Origin of the sequence: Botrimarina sp. (genome assembly GCF_040219535.1) — a bacterium.
Lineage (GTDB): Bacteria > Planctomycetota > Planctomycetia > Pirellulales > Lacipirellulaceae > Botrimarina.
In genome coordinates this window covers 65890-80185 of the sequence record NZ_JAVJSH010000024.1, presented here as the reverse complement: position 1 = coordinate 80185, position 14296 = coordinate 65890, and the positions used below count along the sequence as shown (strand labels likewise).

The window sequence follows — 14296 nt, the reverse complement described above, 5'->3', positions numbered from 1 at the left end:
ATTTTTGGATCGGTGCGTCGCCCGGGAATAACGTTACAGCGCCGGGCCGTGTAACGGATCACCAACCCCAGACGCGGCAACGGGTTAGGCTCGAAAAGCGGCGCGTTTAGCGTTACACGCGCGAAAGAAGAGTGTCGCGTTTGTATCGTTTCACAAGCGGCTTGCCGCGTTTGGTGGCCAAATCAGCGGCCGGGCGACGGCCGGAGCGTCCACGCGGCGGGCCTGCCTCACGGCTGGCGCCGCAGCGCGCCGGGGAGGGTCAGCCGGAAAGTCGCCCCCGCGTTGGGCGCCGATTCGAGGCTGACCGCGCCGCCGTGCAGTTGGTGGACCGCGTAGTAGACGGTCGCTAGCCCCTGCCCCGTGCCGGCGCCGACGCCCTTGGTGGTGAAGAAGGGCTCGAAGACGCGCTCGTGCAGGGCGGGATCGATGCCGCAGCCGTTGTCGACGACCTCGATCGCCAGCGAGTCGTCGAGCGAGTAGGCCCGCACGCGAACGGCGCCGCCGCCGGCCGGACCGAAGCGTTGCTCGACGGCGTCGACGGCGTTGAGCACGAGGTTGGTGACCGCTTGCCGCAGCTCGGCCGGGTAGCACGTGACCATCGGCAGGCTTGGCTCGAGGTCTATCTCGAGCGAGCCGGCGTGCCGGAAGTGGCAGCGAGTGAGCCCGGCGATTTCCTTGATCATCTCGTGCACGCAGACCGTTTCTTGGCGGCCGGTCGCGGGGTGAGACGCGGCGTTCATCGCGCGGACGATCTCGCCGATCCGGGAGACCTGGTCGAGCACGGCCGACGACGCGTCGCGGACCTCGGCCGCGATCGCTCGGTGGTCGCTCGCCAGTGGGTGGGCGTTGTCGGCGGCTGGGTCGTGCTGGACGGGCTCGTCGGGCTCGTCGGGCATTCCCGCGATGCGGTCCGCGGCGTTTAAGATCCAGCTGGCGTGGCCCGACACGATCTGCAGCGGGTTGCAGATCTCGTGGGCCACGCCGGCGGCGAGCACGCCGAGGGCCTTCATCTTCTGCGCTTCGAGGGTCCGGCCGGCGATCTCGTGTTGCCGGGTCACGTCGCGGAGGATCAGGCAGTGGTGGTCGGGGCCGCTCGTGCGGATCGGCGTGATGGTGACGTCGGCCGAGAACTGCGACCCGTTGCGGCGGGTGGCGGTGGCGTTGCTCGGAGGGTCGGCGGCGGGAGCCGAGCCGCGCGCTGTCGACCCGGCGGCCGCGGGGGGCAGCGCGTGGGCGGGCAGGTGCCGCGCGATCGCGGCGCCGACGAGGCCCCCCGGCTCGTAGCCGAGCGTCTCGTGGGCCTGGCGGTTCGCCGTGACGACGAACCCGCCGGCGTCGACGACCAGGATGGCCTCGGGCGCGGCGTCCATGATGGCGATGGCCAACGAGTGCTGCCCCTGGCACTGCCGGAGCGTAGCGCGGAGCTCGATCTCGGTTGTGACCGCTCCGGCGAGGTCCTCGAGGATCTGCAGGCGCCGGTCGCACCAGTCGCGCGGGGCGCCGTCGATCGCGCACAGGGCGCCGAGCACGAAGCCGTCGCTGGTCCGCAGCGGCATGCCGGCGTAGGCGTGCACGCCGAGCTCGGTGACCACCGGGTTATCGCAGACGCGCGCGTCGAGGAGCGAATCGCGCACAACGAGGGGCTTGCCCGTGTTGACGATCAGCTTGCAGAACGAATGGCTGAGGGGCGTCTGTCGGGTGGTCGCGTACGGCTCGGGGAGGCCGACCTGGCTCTTGAAGTACTGCCGCTTGTCGTCGACGAGCGACACCAGCGCGACCGGCGCGTCGAGCAGCGACGCGACCAGCCGGGTCCAGCGATCGAACGCTTCCTCGGCCGCGGAGTCGAGCAGCTCGGTCTGGCTGAGCCGGAGCAAGCGACCGGGATCGTTGACCGCACTCGACGTACAAGCTTCTTCGAGCAGGCCTTTCATGCTAGGAACCCGTTGATCGCTGCGCTTTTGGAACGTGTTAGACGATCTTAGCACGCAATTCAAATGCAGACCCGAAGGTCCGACATGTCCTTTTGGGGAGGCTACCGATCGACCTAAGGGGAGACCGGCTCCGCATGCCTTGCGGTCAACGGCGGATTGACCCACGGCCGGTTGGGTCGATGATCGCGGTCGTATCGGCCTTGGCTAAACCCCGTGCGGGCCCGATCCACCCAACGGCGGTCGCCGCCGTCGCCTAGCCTGCCACCCCCGGCGCCCTATTCGAGAAGCTTGGCCGATCGTGGTGCTGGCGGCTTGTCGACGCGGGGCGGCTGGGCAATTGGCTGGCGGCTGCACGCCGACTTCGATGCCGAGCCGTTGTCGCTCGGACGCTTGCTGCGGCTCGCGGCCGTGGTGGGTTGAGAAGGCGACCCAACCGGGGCGCGACCCTCAAGGCCCGCCGCGGCATCCCGCTGCCGGCCGCCGGTCACTCTCGAACGCCGAACTCGTACACGCACCGGTGGCGGTAGGTGTCGCCGGGGCGGAGCACGGGCGAGGGCCAGCCGGGCTTGTTCGGCGAGTCCGGGAAGAGCTGCGTCTCGAGGCACAGGCCGCTGCGGTAGGCGTACTTCTGGCCGCCCTTGCCGGTCTGCCCCGTGAGGAAGTTGCCGCCGTAGAACTGGATCCCCGGCTGGTCGGTGAACACCTCCAGCGTGCGGCCGGACGACGGGTCGAGCAGGTGGGCCGCGTGGCGGAGTTCGCCGTCGGCCGGTGCGTCGCGGAGCACGAAGTTGTGGTCGTAGCCGGCGCCGTCGCCCGAGCCAAGCTCGTCGACCCGCGCGCCGATAGCGGTCGGCTCGGTGAAGTCCATCGGCGTGCCGCTCACGGGGGCGATCTCGCCGGTTGGGATCAGCGTCGAATCGACCGGCGTGTAGCTGTCGGCGTAGAGCGTGAGCACGTGGTCGTTGATCGTCGCCGCGCCGGCGCCGGCCAGGTTGAAGTAGCTGTGGTTAGTCAGGTTGACGATCGTGGGGGCGTCGGTCGTGGCCCGGTAGTCGATGACGACGCGATTGTCTTCGGTGAACGTGTAGCGGACCTCGGCGGTGAGGGTCCCCGGGTAACCCTCCTCGCCGTGGGGGCTGCGGTAGCGGAACGCCACGCCCTGGCCGGCGGACGAGGTGAAGGGCTCTGCTTCCCAGACGACCTTGTCGAAGCTCCGCTCGGCGCCGCCGTGCAGGTGGTTCGGGCCGTCGTTCTTGGCGAGCTGGTGGGTCTCGCCGTCGAGCTCGAACTCGCCCCCGGCGATCCGGTTCGCGTGGCGGCCGACGGTGCAGCCGAAGTAGCCGTTGGCCTCGCTCTGGTAGCCGGACACGTCGTCGAAGCCGAAGACCACGTCGGCCAGCTCGCCATCCGCGCCGGGCACACGCACGGCCTGCAGCGTGGCGCCGTAGTCGGTCAACGAGATCGACGCGCCGGAGTCGTTCGTGAGGGTGTAGAGCACGGTGGGCTGCCCGTCGTCGGTTTTGCCGAAGTCCTCGGTCGTCGTTTCGGCCGACGCGACGCCGGCCAACGCGGCCGCCAAACAGAGGGTCTTGAATCGCATAGGGGGGCGGTTGTGAGGAGGGGATCGCTAGCCGATGGTGCGCCGGCGCCGAGCCGCTGGCAAGCCGCCGGGCCGGGGCCGTCGCCGCGCGCGGGTCACGGCCGCGGCGCGCCGCCGGCGGCGGTGGGAGAGTTGAGCGAGCGTGCGGGTTCGTCGGGGGTGATCCTCACGTTCTCGAACGAGAGCCGGTCGGCGAACTCGACGACCTCGGTCTCGGTGATGCCGGTGAAGTCGCAGTCCTTGAAGCGGATGTCGTCGACCGTGGCCCCCTCGAAGCCGCGGATGAAGCAGACCCGTGGGCTCGCCGAGCTGGTGACCCGCTCGAGCTGCACGTTGCGGACGACCGGCGTGTAGTCGCCGTTGGGGCCCTCCTCGTAGAGCAGGTCGATCGTGAGCACCGCCTCGCCGAGTCGGCCGATCCGCACGTCGCGCATGAACACGTTCTCCAACACGCCGCCGCGGACCGCGTTGTTCTTGAACCGCAGCGCGCGGTCCAGGTTGGGGCTGTCCATGCGGCAGTTCTCGACGAACACGTTGCGGATGTTGCCCGAGCACTCCGAGCCGAGGACCACGCCGCCGTGGCCGTCCTTCATCGTGCAGTCGCGGACGATCACGTTCTCGCAAGGCACGCCGACCCGCCGCCCGTCGTTGTTGCGGCCCGACTTGATCGCGATGCAGTCGTCGCCGGTGTCGAACAGGCAGCCCTCGATGAGCACGTCGCGGCTCGACTCGGGGTTGCAGCCGTCGTTGTTGCTGCCGTGGGTGACGACGCTCACGCCGCGCACCGTGACGTTCTCCGACAGCACCGGGTGCAGGTTCCACATCGGCGACCGGTTGAGCGTGACCCCTTCGATGAGCACGTTGCGGCAGCGGTAAGTCTGGATGAAGTTCGGCCGCAGGTAGCTCCCCTCGCCGAAGACCCGCTCGCGCACGGGGACCGACTCCTCGGTCATCTCGACCAGCCGGTCGCGGGCCGCGATCTGCTTGCTGGGCGTGTCCTTGCCCTTGATGTTCCACGCCCACCAGGTGTCGTAGGTCGCGCCGCCGTCGAGCGTGCCCGAGCCGGTGATCGCCACGTTCTCTTCTTCGAAGCAGTACACCAGCGGCGAGTAGTTCATGCACTCCATGCCCTCCCAGCGGGTGAACACGATCGGGTAGCGGCTCGGCTCGAACAGCCACCGCAGGGTGGCGCCGCCGCTCACGTGGAGGTTGACGTTGCTCCGCAGGCGGAGGGCGGTCGTGAGCCACTCGCCCTCGGGCACGACGACCCTGCCGCCGCCCGCGGCGTGGCAAGCGTCGATCGCGGCTTGGATCGCGTCGGAGCCGTCCTCGCCCTTGGCGGCGCCGAAGTCGGTGATCGGGAAGTCGCGGTCGGGGAAGGTCGGCGGCTGGATCCTGTCGAGCACGGCCTGGGCGTCGGACCAACCGACCGCCGCGGCGCCCTCGGCCGCCGGGTCCCAACGGTCGTCACCCCCCAGCACCGCCGCCGCCGTCAGGGCCGAAGCCTGCTCCTGGGTCAGGCGCTCGGCCCACTCGACGCGTTGGGCGAGGTCGCCGCCGGCGCCGCTGCTGCCGTGCTCGCCGTAGCGGACGGTCGCCTCACGGCTGGGGTCGCCCCAGTTGTGCCAGCCCTCGGGCCGGACCACCTGGGTCATCGTGCAGTCGACGAAGCAGGTCATGGCGTGCTTGCGCCAGGGCCTGCCGAGGTAGGCCTTCGCGCCGGACGCGCCGTCGATCTGGCAGTTCTTGAACACGAAGCCGAAGCGCTGCTCCTGCGGCGTCGAGGCGGCGGTCAGGTAGCCGTCGTCGCGGCAGTGGAGGCGACAGTCTTCGAAGAACGCGGCCGCCCCGCCGAAGATGAAGTCGACGTCGCCCTCGATGCGGCAGTCCTTGAAGTACTGGCGGCCGCGGTTGAGCAGCACGGTGTCTTGCCAGCCCAAGAAGCGGCAGTTCCGGAACACGAGCTTGTCGCCGTCGGCGCGGAGAGCGACCGCCTGGCCGACAGGGCCCGCGCTGTTCTCGATCGTCAGGTTCTCGACGACGAAGCGGTCGCCATCGATCTGCAGCGTCGGCGTGCGGAACGTGCCGATCGCCTCGCCGTCGGGCCCGGGCATGCCAGCGTGCCAACCGGCGGTGAGGACGGTCGTCTGGGGGTGGTCGCCGACCAGACGGATATTGCCGCGCTCCCGCTGCACGTAGACACGCTCTTCGTACCGCCCGGGCTTGACCCGGATGACCCACCGCGGCCCGCCGACGCGGTACGGCGCGGCCATGATGGCTGACTCGATGTCGGTGTAGTCTCCGCTGCCGTCGGCGGCGACCACCGCGTCGTATTCGGTCGACTCGGCGCGGCCGGTAACCAACAGCAGGGCGATGCAGAGAGCGCAGAGTGGAGCACGCATAGTCGTTGCTGGATCGCAGGGAGGAGGCCCGGAGGCGACTTTCCATCGACGAGGCACGCGCCTGGCTCCGATCTGGCGAGGCCCGGCGCCGCCGCCGATTTTCGCACGAACGGCCCGTCGTGGGGCCCGCTGTGTCCGAAAGCTAGGCGGGAAACGGCGGGTTGGGTTTTTCGCGTCCAACTAGAATGAGCCCATCGCCGGGTACGGCAGCCCGCAACACGGCCCGAATCATCGAAGCCTGCGGCCGAGTCGATCCGCCACCTTCTGTTTGCCGTGCCGCCCGATCGCCGCGGGCCCGCGGCGGGCTCGCTCCCCCCTAAGGAAATCGCATGCTGAGAGTGAGGCTGACCTGCGGCGCCTGGCTGGCGCTGGTCCTGAGTGGGTCGACGCACGCCGCCACGCCGGCGTTCCCCGGTGCGGAGGGCTTCGGCGCGATGGCCACCGGGGCGCGGACGAACCTGTCGGCCGCGAGCGTCTACCACGTGACGAACCTCAACGACGCGGGCCCCGGCTCTTTCCGCGACGCGGTCAGCGAGCCCAACCGGTTCGTCGTTTTCGATGTTGGCGGGATCGTCAACCTCCAGTCGGTCGTGCCTGTAGCGAGCAACATCACGATCGCCGGCCAGACCGCCCCCGGCGGGTTCACGCTCTACAACGACCGGATCAGCTTCACCGGCTCAGACAACCTCATCAGCCGGCACTTCGCCGTGCGCAAGGGCCAGCCCGGCGTGCGGACCGACGCGGCCAGCATCGCGCGCGGCGCCAACATGATCTTCGACCACATGTCGATCACGTGGGGCGTCGACGGCACGTTCGACATCAACGCGGACAGCGGTCACGTGATCGACAACATCACGATCCAAAACTCGATCATCGCCCAGGGGCTCGACCGCCTGGGCCACAGCACGGGCGGGCTGATGCAGCCCGGCACGGGCGGGAGCGTGAGCGTTATCAAGTCGCTGTGGGCGGACAACGTCACGCGCAACCCGAAGGTGCGGAACGAGAACGAGTTCATCAACAACGTCGTGTACGGCTGGGAGTCCGCCGGCTACATCATGGGCGACACCGCCGGGTCGTCGATCGCCAACGTCGAGGGCAACTACTTCATCGAGGGCCCGGTCGACGCCAGCTCGCCCTTCTCCGGCGGCACGAGCGCGTTCCGCATCTTCCCACAAGACAACTGGGTCGACGCCAACCGCGACGGCGCGCTCAACGGCTCGCCGGTGACCAGCTACCCGGGCGCCACGGTGGTCGCGGACCGGCACGCGTTCCCGACGACCCCGACGCTCACCGCCGAACAAGCGGTCGCCCACGTGATGGCCAACGCGGGGCCGAGCATCGTGCGCGACGCGGTCGACACCCGGCTGATGCAAGAGGTTGCGAGCTACGGCACGCTGGGCGGGGTGATCCTGCGCGAGACCGACCTGTTCCCCGGCTTCGGCGCGGACCCGGTCTACTTAAACCCGCGGGCCCGTTTCGCCGACGCCGACGCCGACGGCATCGCCGACACGTGGGAGGCCTCGCGCGGCCTCAACCCATCCCACGCCGGCGACTGGAAGGGGCTGAGCCCGGCCGGCTACACGTGGCTCGAAGAGTACGTCAACGAGCTGGGCGCGGCCGGGGCCAACCGCGTTGCGGCCACCGGCGAGTGGTCGGCCGCGGCGACGTGGGGCGGTTCGGCGCCGACGCTGGCCGACGAGGCCGTCGTCGCCGGCGCGGTGACTTCCGCCGGGGGGCACGCATTCGCGCGGCGGCTGGGGATCGACGGCACGCTCCACGTGACCGGCGGCAGCGTGAGTGTCTTCGACACGCTGTCGGTCGCCGGCGCCGCCGGTATCGAGGGCGCCACCGCCCAAGCGGGGCGGGTGCTGCTCGGGCCGGCTGGGCAGCCGGCCACGGCCACGGTCGCGGGGGGCGGCGTTTTGCGGACCGGCACGGTGGCGGGCGGGCCCGCCGCTCGGCTGCGTTTCGACGGCGGCGTGTTCCAAGCGGCCGGCCCGGTCGAGATCGCGGTCGCGACGACGCTCGAAGAGCGCGGCGCGCAGATCGACACCAACGGGCACAGCGGCGCCGTGACCGGCGCGGTCAGCGGCGTTGGCGGACTCACCAAGCGCGGCGCCGGCAGCCTCACGCTGTCCGGCGCCAATGCGTACCGCGGGCCGACGGTTGTCGAACAAGGGGAGTTGGTCGCGCTGGGCGGCGGCCTCGGCCAGTCGGGCGACTTCGTGGTGCATGCCGGCGCGACGCTCGACGCGACGGCCGCTGGGGGCGGCCTGAGGGTCCCCTCCGGCGGGACGCTCAACGGGATGGGGACCATCCGGGGCGCGGTGACGGCCGCCGACGGCGCGCTGGTCGCGCCGCGCGGCACGCTCTCGCCGACCACCGACGTGGTCGGCGTGCAGGCGGAGAGCCTCACGCTCGGCGTCGACTGGGAGGTCTTCGACAACAGCGCGCACGGCGCCGGCGCGGGCGGGTCGTACGACGGCGCCGACCTCAACGGCGGCGGCATCGTGCTGGTCTCGGGCGAGAGCCTCTCGTCGCCCAGCGCCGACGGCTTCGCGGCGACGACGATCGACCTGCCGGCGGCGGGCGGGTGGCTGCTGTACGCGAAGACCGCCGAACCGAGCAACTCGCCGATCGCCGGAGAGCCCTCGCCAACGCAAGGGGGGAACAACAGCCTGTGGGTCTCCGGAGCGGCGAGGTCGGTCAACACCACCGGCGCCAACTTCGAGGAGGTGCAGACCCTCGGCGCCCCGGGCGACGAGGCGACCTGGACGCTCCTCTCACCCAGCGTCGCGCCGCTGGAGGGCGTCCGCTCGGCGCTCAACGCGGGGATCGACTACACCCTTTCGGCCGGCGAGCAGGCCTTCGCGGTGTACGGCCGGGAAGTGGGGACGATCGTCGACGGGTTCGTCCTCGCCGCCCGCAACCTGACCGCCGCGGAGCTCGAAACGGCGCTCTCGCAAGCGGCCTCCGGCGGCGCCGAAACGGTCCTCACCGTCGACGGCGACTACACGCACGGCGCCGGCGCGATGCTCCACATCGAGCTCGACGGGCCCGACTCGCTCAGCAAGCTGCGTGTCAGCGGTACCGCCGACCTGGCGGGCGACCTGTCGATCTCGCTGGGCGAGGGCTTCCTGCCCCCGCCGACGGCGGTGTTCGAGGCCCTCGACGCGGGCGCGTTGCGGGGCCGGTTCGCGAACGCCGCCGACGGCTCGCGCTTGATGACCAACGACGGGGCAGGCTCGTTCCTCGTCGGCTACGACACGGCAAGCGGCCTGGTGACGCTGTCCGACTTCGCCGTCGTGCCCGAGCCCACCGCCCTGGCCCTGATGCTGACCGGCGCGGCCGCCGGCGCCGCGCGGCGGCGGTAAGCCGCTGCCTTGCCGGCGACACGGGGCGCGGCGGGCGTCATGGGAGTTCGCGCACGAGGACCTTGCCGGAAGGGGTCTTCGGCAGCGCGTCGAGCAGCAGCACGACGCTCGGACGCTTGAAGTAGACAAGCTGCTCTTTGCAGTGGTCGCGGACGGTCGTGTCGGTGACCGACGGCTCGCCCACGACCGCCGCCTTGACGAATTGCGCGCCGGACCGCGACTGGCCCGCGTAGACCTTCACCTCCCTCACGCCGGGCAGCGTGGCGATCACCTGCTCCACTTCGCTGGGCACCACCTTCAGGCCGCCGACGTTGATCACCTCGGTCATGCGTCCGCGGAGGTGGATCGATCCCCGCGCGTCGATCGAAGCCAGGTCGCCCGTGTCGAACCACCCGGCGTCGAGGCACGAGCGGTCGATCCCCTCGGGCGTGAGGTAGCCGGTCATCATCGACTCGGACCGCACGCGCAGGGTCGTGAGGTGCTGCTGCTGCTCTTCGGCGTGGCCGCTCGGCCGGGCCTGGGCCTCGACGCCACGCATCGGCGGGCCCACGCAGCCGGCGGTCGTCGCGTCGGGCTCGCCCGCCACGATCGAGATGCCGCCGGTCTCGGTCGTGCCGTAGAGCGACCGCACCACCACGCCCGACCGCTCGCGGTACGTGCGCGCGACGCGTTCGGTCAGCGGCGCGCCGGCCACGAAGACCGTGGGGGGCGATTGCTTGAGCCGGTCGCCCGCGCCGAACATGAGGACCTCGAGCAGGGCGGGCGCCGCCGGGAAGATCGTCACACGGAGCGACGCGAACGCGTCGAGCACCGTCGCCGGCTTGAACTCGCGCAGGCTGACGATCCGGGCGCCGCTGAGCAGCGGGACCATCACGCCCATGCCGTACGCGTACGCGTGGCTCATCGGCGAGGTGACGAGGATCGTGTCGTCGGAGCCCACGCCGGCGGTGTCGATGTAGTGCCGCGCCTCGGCGACGGCGGCGGCGCCCGGCCGGACGGCGAGCTTCGGCACGCCGGTGGTGCCGGAGGTCTGGTGCAGCGGCACGCCGGGCAGCGCGGGGTACCCGGACACGAAGCCGGCCGTGTCCGTCGGGCAGGCGGCCAGCGCGACACGCAGCCACTCGGCCGGCGCGACCTCGGCCGCCGAGCCGATCGCCGCGCCGAGTTCGTCGGCCGGGGGGCCGTCGGTCACCACGAACCGCGCGCCGAAACGCAGCGCGGTCCGGCGCAGCTCGGCGGCGGGCGTGAGGGCGTGGGCGAGCACCGGCGACCCGCCGCACCGCAGCAGCGCGGCCAGCGTGGCGACGAACTGGGGGCCGTTGGTCACCGCCACCACGACGCGGTCGCCCGCCTCGAGGCCGGCGTCGATCAGCCGCCGCGCCAGCGCGGTCCGCGCGGTGTGGAACTGGCGGGCGTCGACCTCGCGGTTGTCGTGCAGGTCGACGAACGACCCGCGGTAGCCCTCGACCGCGTCGAGGATCGGGTCGGGCCGCAGGTCGGTCGGTGCTGCGGGGCTCACGTCAGCGCACACCGGGCGGCGTCTTCGATCCGGTTGAGCGCCTCGTCGATGTCCTCCGGCCGGTGGGCGACCGAGGGGAACATCGGCTCGAACTGGTTCGGGTGGAAGTAGACCCCCCGGCTCTGCGCGGCGTGCTGCAGCTCGATGAAGCGGTCGAACCGGCAGTGGCGGCGGACGTCGCGGTACTCGTGCAGCGCGTCGACCTGGCCGTCGGTCAAGAACAGCGAGGCCACCGCGCCGACGTGCTGGGTGAAGGCCGGCACGCCGAGCCGCGCGAAGATCGATTCGATCCCGTCGCACAGGCGGTCGGTCACCGCGTTGAGGTGGGCGTAGACCGAGTCGCCGTGGGCGATCAGCGTGTCGAGCACCGCCTCGGCGGCGGACATCACGACCGCGTTGCCGGAGAACACGCCGCCGTGGAACAGCGGCCCGTTGACGATCACGTCCATCAGCTCCCGCGACGCGCCGAAGGCCGAGATCGGGTAGCCGCCGCCGATGGCCTTGGAGACCACCGTGATGTCGGGGTACACGCCGTACAGCTCTTGGGCGCCGCCCGGCGCGACGCGGCAGCCGGTGATCACCTCGTCGAAGATGAGCATGCTGCCGTTGGCCTGCGTGGCCTCGCGCAGCCCCGGGAGGAAATCTTCTCTCGGGGGCAGCAGGCCCGCGTTGCCCATCACCGGCTCGAGCACCACGGCCGCGATCGAGTCGCCGTGCTCTTCGAGGGCGCGGTGGAACACCTCGAGGTTGTTCCAGCGGACGACGACCGCGTCCATGTCGCCCATGCCGGTCGTGCCGGGGATCGCCGGGCCGTAGCCGCGCTCGGGCAAGGATTCGACCGGCGCGTGGTACTTGTGGAAAACGGCCTCGCTCCAGCCGTGGTAGTTCCCCTCGAAGAGGATCAGCTTTCGCCGCCCGGTGACCGTGCGGGCCAGGCGGACGGCGGACGCGATCGCTTCGGTGCCCGAGTTCGCGAAGCGGAGCAGCTCGATGCTGGGGTAGAGCTTCTTGACCTTTTCGGCGACTCGGGTGGTGATCTCGGTCGGGAAGCCGAGCTGGCTGCCGCGGTCGCTGATCTGTCGTGTGACCGACTCGATCACCGCCTTGGGCCGGTGCCCGAGCAGCAGCGGCCCGTAGGCCATGTTCATGTCGATGTACTCGCGGCCATCGATGTCCCACAGGCGGCAGCCCTCGCCCCGGTCCGCCACCAGCGGCAGGTGGTAGGGCAGCACCCGCATCGTGCTGCTGTCGCCGCCGGCGAGGCTCTGCTTCGCGCGGGCCAGCATCTCGGCGGATTTCGATCCTTGGCCGAGGGGCGCCGCTGTGCGGCGGGGGTCTGCCGCAACGCCTTCTTGCGTCGGGGCACGGAGGGAATCGGGCACGACGTTTTGACCTTCCTGGAACAGTGTAAGAGGGCGTCTTGGTCGACTGGGTGGGATGCGTCGGGGGGCCGATCTGGGGCGGAGTTATAGGCCTCGGCCGGTTCGTGTGTCAAACGGCTGCTAGCAACCGCTGGCGCGGCAAGCACTGCCGACCACTTATTCACTTCCTTTTTACCTAAACGCTCAAATCGCCTAAGCCTCCTAGTCGCCTGTGTTCGCGGCGTTACTGCTAAGCGATTCGGGGCAATTCCCGAGTTGGGGGGGGCGTCGCGTCGCCCCGTGCTTGTGCATCAGGCGTGCCGCTCGCACTGCTCGACCACGAAGCGGTTTGCACCGCGCCGGGCTAGGCGGCTCACGGCGGTGTTCCGGTCGTGGCTCCACACGACCAGCCAACCCCCGTCGGCGGCCTCGCCGAGCAGTTGCTGCTTCCGCCGCCGCGTCACGAGCGGGAATGTATCATACGCGAGCCCCCAGTTCGGGCGCACGTGCTCGGTGGTCGGGACCAGGTCGCCGATGAACAGCGCGGTCTGGCCGCCCCCGTCGATCCGGACCGCCAAGTGGCCGCGCGTGTGCCCGCCTGTGCGGATCACGTGGATCCCCGTCGCGACCTCTGAGCCGTCGTCGACCAGTTCGAGGCGGCCCGAGCCTTCCAGCGGCGTGAGGTTGTCCTGCGGGTAGGCGGCGAGCAGCTCGGGGCGCCGCGAGGTGGCGTCTTCCCACTCGAAGCGGCCGACGACGTGCCGGGCGTTGGGGAAGGTCAGATGCAACTGCCCGTTGGGGCCGCGCGACGTCACCCCGCCGGCGTGGTCGAAGTGGAGGTGGCTGAGCAGCACCACGTCGACGTCCTGCGGCGCAACGCCGGCGCCGTTGAGGCTGTCGACGATCGGCGTTCCCTCCTGCATCGCGTAGGCGGCCCGGTCGAGCGGGGCGTACTTGCCGCCGTAGCCGGTGTCGATCAGGACGGTTTGATCGCCGTCGCGGAGCAGGACGCAGTTGTTCCGCATACGCACGCGGTTCAGCTCGTCCGGCGGGGCGAGCTTGCTCCACACGGTCTTGGGGACCACGCCGTAGACCGCGCCGCCGTCGATCGAAAAGTCGCCGCCGCTGAGTGTGTCCAGTCGCCATCGCCCGAGTTGCTTCAAGGGTCATCCCCCTGTCGCTGCGCCGAGCCGCGCGGGGCCGGAAGGGCTTCGAGCCGCCGCAGCGTGTCGGGGCGCTCGAACGCCGCGAGCACGGCTCGCTCACGCCGCGCGGCGAGCGCGGCGGGGCTCGCGTCGGCACGCAAGCCATCGAAGAGCGCGCTGGCCGCCGCGAGCGCTTGCCGCGGCCGTGCCGACAGGTCGTCCGAAGCGGCGGCGAAGACCCCCTCGAGAGTCGGCGCGGCGTACTCGCGGCGTATCCGATCCGCTTCCAGCCGCGGCCCGGGGCGAGGCGGCAGCGGTTCTCCCAGCGCGACCCGGCGCGCCGCGTCGAGCAGCTCCGCCGGGGCAGCGACCCCGTCGACCAAGCCGATCGACCAAGCGTCGCGCGTCGCGACGACCGGGCCGGCGTACACGAGCCACTTGGCGACGCCATCGCCGAGGAGCGCCGCCGCTCGTTCGAGGCCGCCCCAACCCGGCACGAGGCCCAGGCCCGTCTCGGGCAGGCAGAGCGATGCGGCCGGCGCCGCCAGGCGTGCGTGGCACGCCAGCGCGAGCTCCAGCCCGCCGCCGATCGCGCTGCCGTTCAGCGCGGCCACGACCCGCTTGGGCGAACCGGCGATCGTGTCGAAGACCGCCGCGCCCGCTCGGGTGAATTGCATGAGTCGGTCGAGCTCGCCGCGGCGCAGCGAGCGTACGAAGTACCCGACGTCGGCCCCCCGGCAGAACGCGCCGGGCGAACCGGTGAGCACGATCGCCCGAACACGAGGGTCGCAGATCGCGCGACGCACCGCCTCGCCTAGCTGGAACAGGGCGGCCGGGTTGAGCGTGTGCCCCGCGTCGCGGCGGCTCAACCGGATCGTGGCGACCGAGTCGCGCGTTTCGGTCGCCACGAGGCGGTGCTCGAAGGAGGCCGCCGGGGCCGGCGGCCCCCCGCCTAATCTTGGGG

At 71.1% G+C, this 14296-nt stretch carries 8 protein-coding genes; 1 reads left to right on the top strand and 7 read right to left on the bottom strand.

The genetic code is table 11. The features are described 5' to 3' along the window. Window positions 1–227 precede the first annotated feature (227 nt). From RIC11_RS14215 to RIC11_RS14205, 3 genes are all read right to left on the bottom strand, one after another. Entirely contained in the window at window positions 228–1931 is a 1704-nt protein-coding gene (locus tag RIC11_RS14215; protein WP_350212411.1) for an ATP-binding protein, read from the bottom strand. Between the two features lie 484 nt (window positions 1932–2415). Further along, window positions 2416–3531, bottom strand: coding sequence for an aldose epimerase family protein (locus RIC11_RS14210; RefSeq protein WP_350212409.1), 1116 nt, complete (start codon window positions 3529–3531; stop codon window positions 2416–2418). A 95-nt stretch (window positions 3532–3626) separates the two neighbouring features. Continuing rightward, the gene (locus RIC11_RS14205; RefSeq protein WP_350212407.1) at window positions 3627–5933 is read right to left on the bottom strand and encodes a pectinesterase family protein; all 2307 of its coding nucleotides are present in this window, start codon (window positions 5931–5933) and stop codon (window positions 3627–3629) included. A 329-nt stretch (window positions 5934–6262) separates the two neighbouring features. Between RIC11_RS14205 and RIC11_RS14200 the strand changes: the two genes are divergently transcribed. Beyond that, window positions 6263–9307 (top strand): pectate lyase family protein, encoded by a 3045-nt coding sequence (locus RIC11_RS14200; protein ID WP_350212406.1) that lies wholly within the window; start codon window positions 6263–6265, stop codon window positions 9305–9307. Between the two features lie 37 nt (window positions 9308–9344). Here RIC11_RS14200 and RIC11_RS14195 read toward each other — a convergent pair whose 3' ends face one another. The 4 genes from RIC11_RS14195 to RIC11_RS14180 form a co-directional block, all read right to left on the bottom strand. Beyond that, entirely contained in the window at window positions 9345–10826 is a 1482-nt protein-coding gene (locus RIC11_RS14195; protein WP_350212404.1) for a class I adenylate-forming enzyme family protein, read from the bottom strand. Continuing rightward, on the bottom strand, window positions 10823–12112 hold the full coding sequence (locus RIC11_RS14190) for an aspartate aminotransferase family protein (protein ID WP_350212402.1): 1290 nt from the start codon (window positions 12110–12112) through the stop codon (window positions 10823–10825). The genes RIC11_RS14195 and RIC11_RS14190 overlap by 4 nt, the downstream gene beginning before the upstream one ends. A gap of 386 nt (window positions 12113–12498) precedes the next feature. After that, complete coding sequence (locus RIC11_RS14185) at window positions 12499–13350, bottom strand: MBL fold metallo-hydrolase (RefSeq protein WP_350212399.1); 852 nt, start codon at window positions 13348–13350, stop codon at window positions 12499–12501. Next, the gene (locus RIC11_RS14180) at window positions 13347–14240 is read right to left on the bottom strand and encodes an enoyl-CoA hydratase/isomerase family protein (protein WP_350212397.1); all 894 of its coding nucleotides are present in this window, start codon (window positions 14238–14240) and stop codon (window positions 13347–13349) included. Before RIC11_RS14180 ends, RIC11_RS14185 begins: the two co-directional genes overlap by 4 nt. Window positions 14241–14296: the final 56 nt, after the last annotated feature.

Excerpts from the sequence above, each read along its gene's own strand:
- RIC11_RS14200 (WP_350212406.1), top strand. The coding sequence starts at position 6,263 with ATGCTGAGAGTGAGGCTGACCTGCGGCGCCTGGCTGGCGCTGGTCCTG.
- RIC11_RS14190 (WP_350212402.1), bottom strand. The coding sequence starts at position 12,112 with ATGCTGGCCCGCGCGAAGCAGAGCCTCGCCGGCGGCGACAGCAGCACG.
- RIC11_RS14215 (WP_350212411.1), bottom strand. The coding sequence starts at position 1,931 with ATGAAAGGCCTGCTCGAAGAAGCTTGTACGTCGAGTGCGGTCAACGAT.
- RIC11_RS14205 (WP_350212407.1), bottom strand. The coding sequence starts at position 5,933 with ATGCGTGCTCCACTCTGCGCTCTCTGCATCGCCCTGCTGTTGGTTACC.
- RIC11_RS14210 (WP_350212409.1), bottom strand. The coding sequence starts at position 3,531 with ATGCGATTCAAGACCCTCTGTTTGGCGGCCGCGTTGGCCGGCGTCGCG.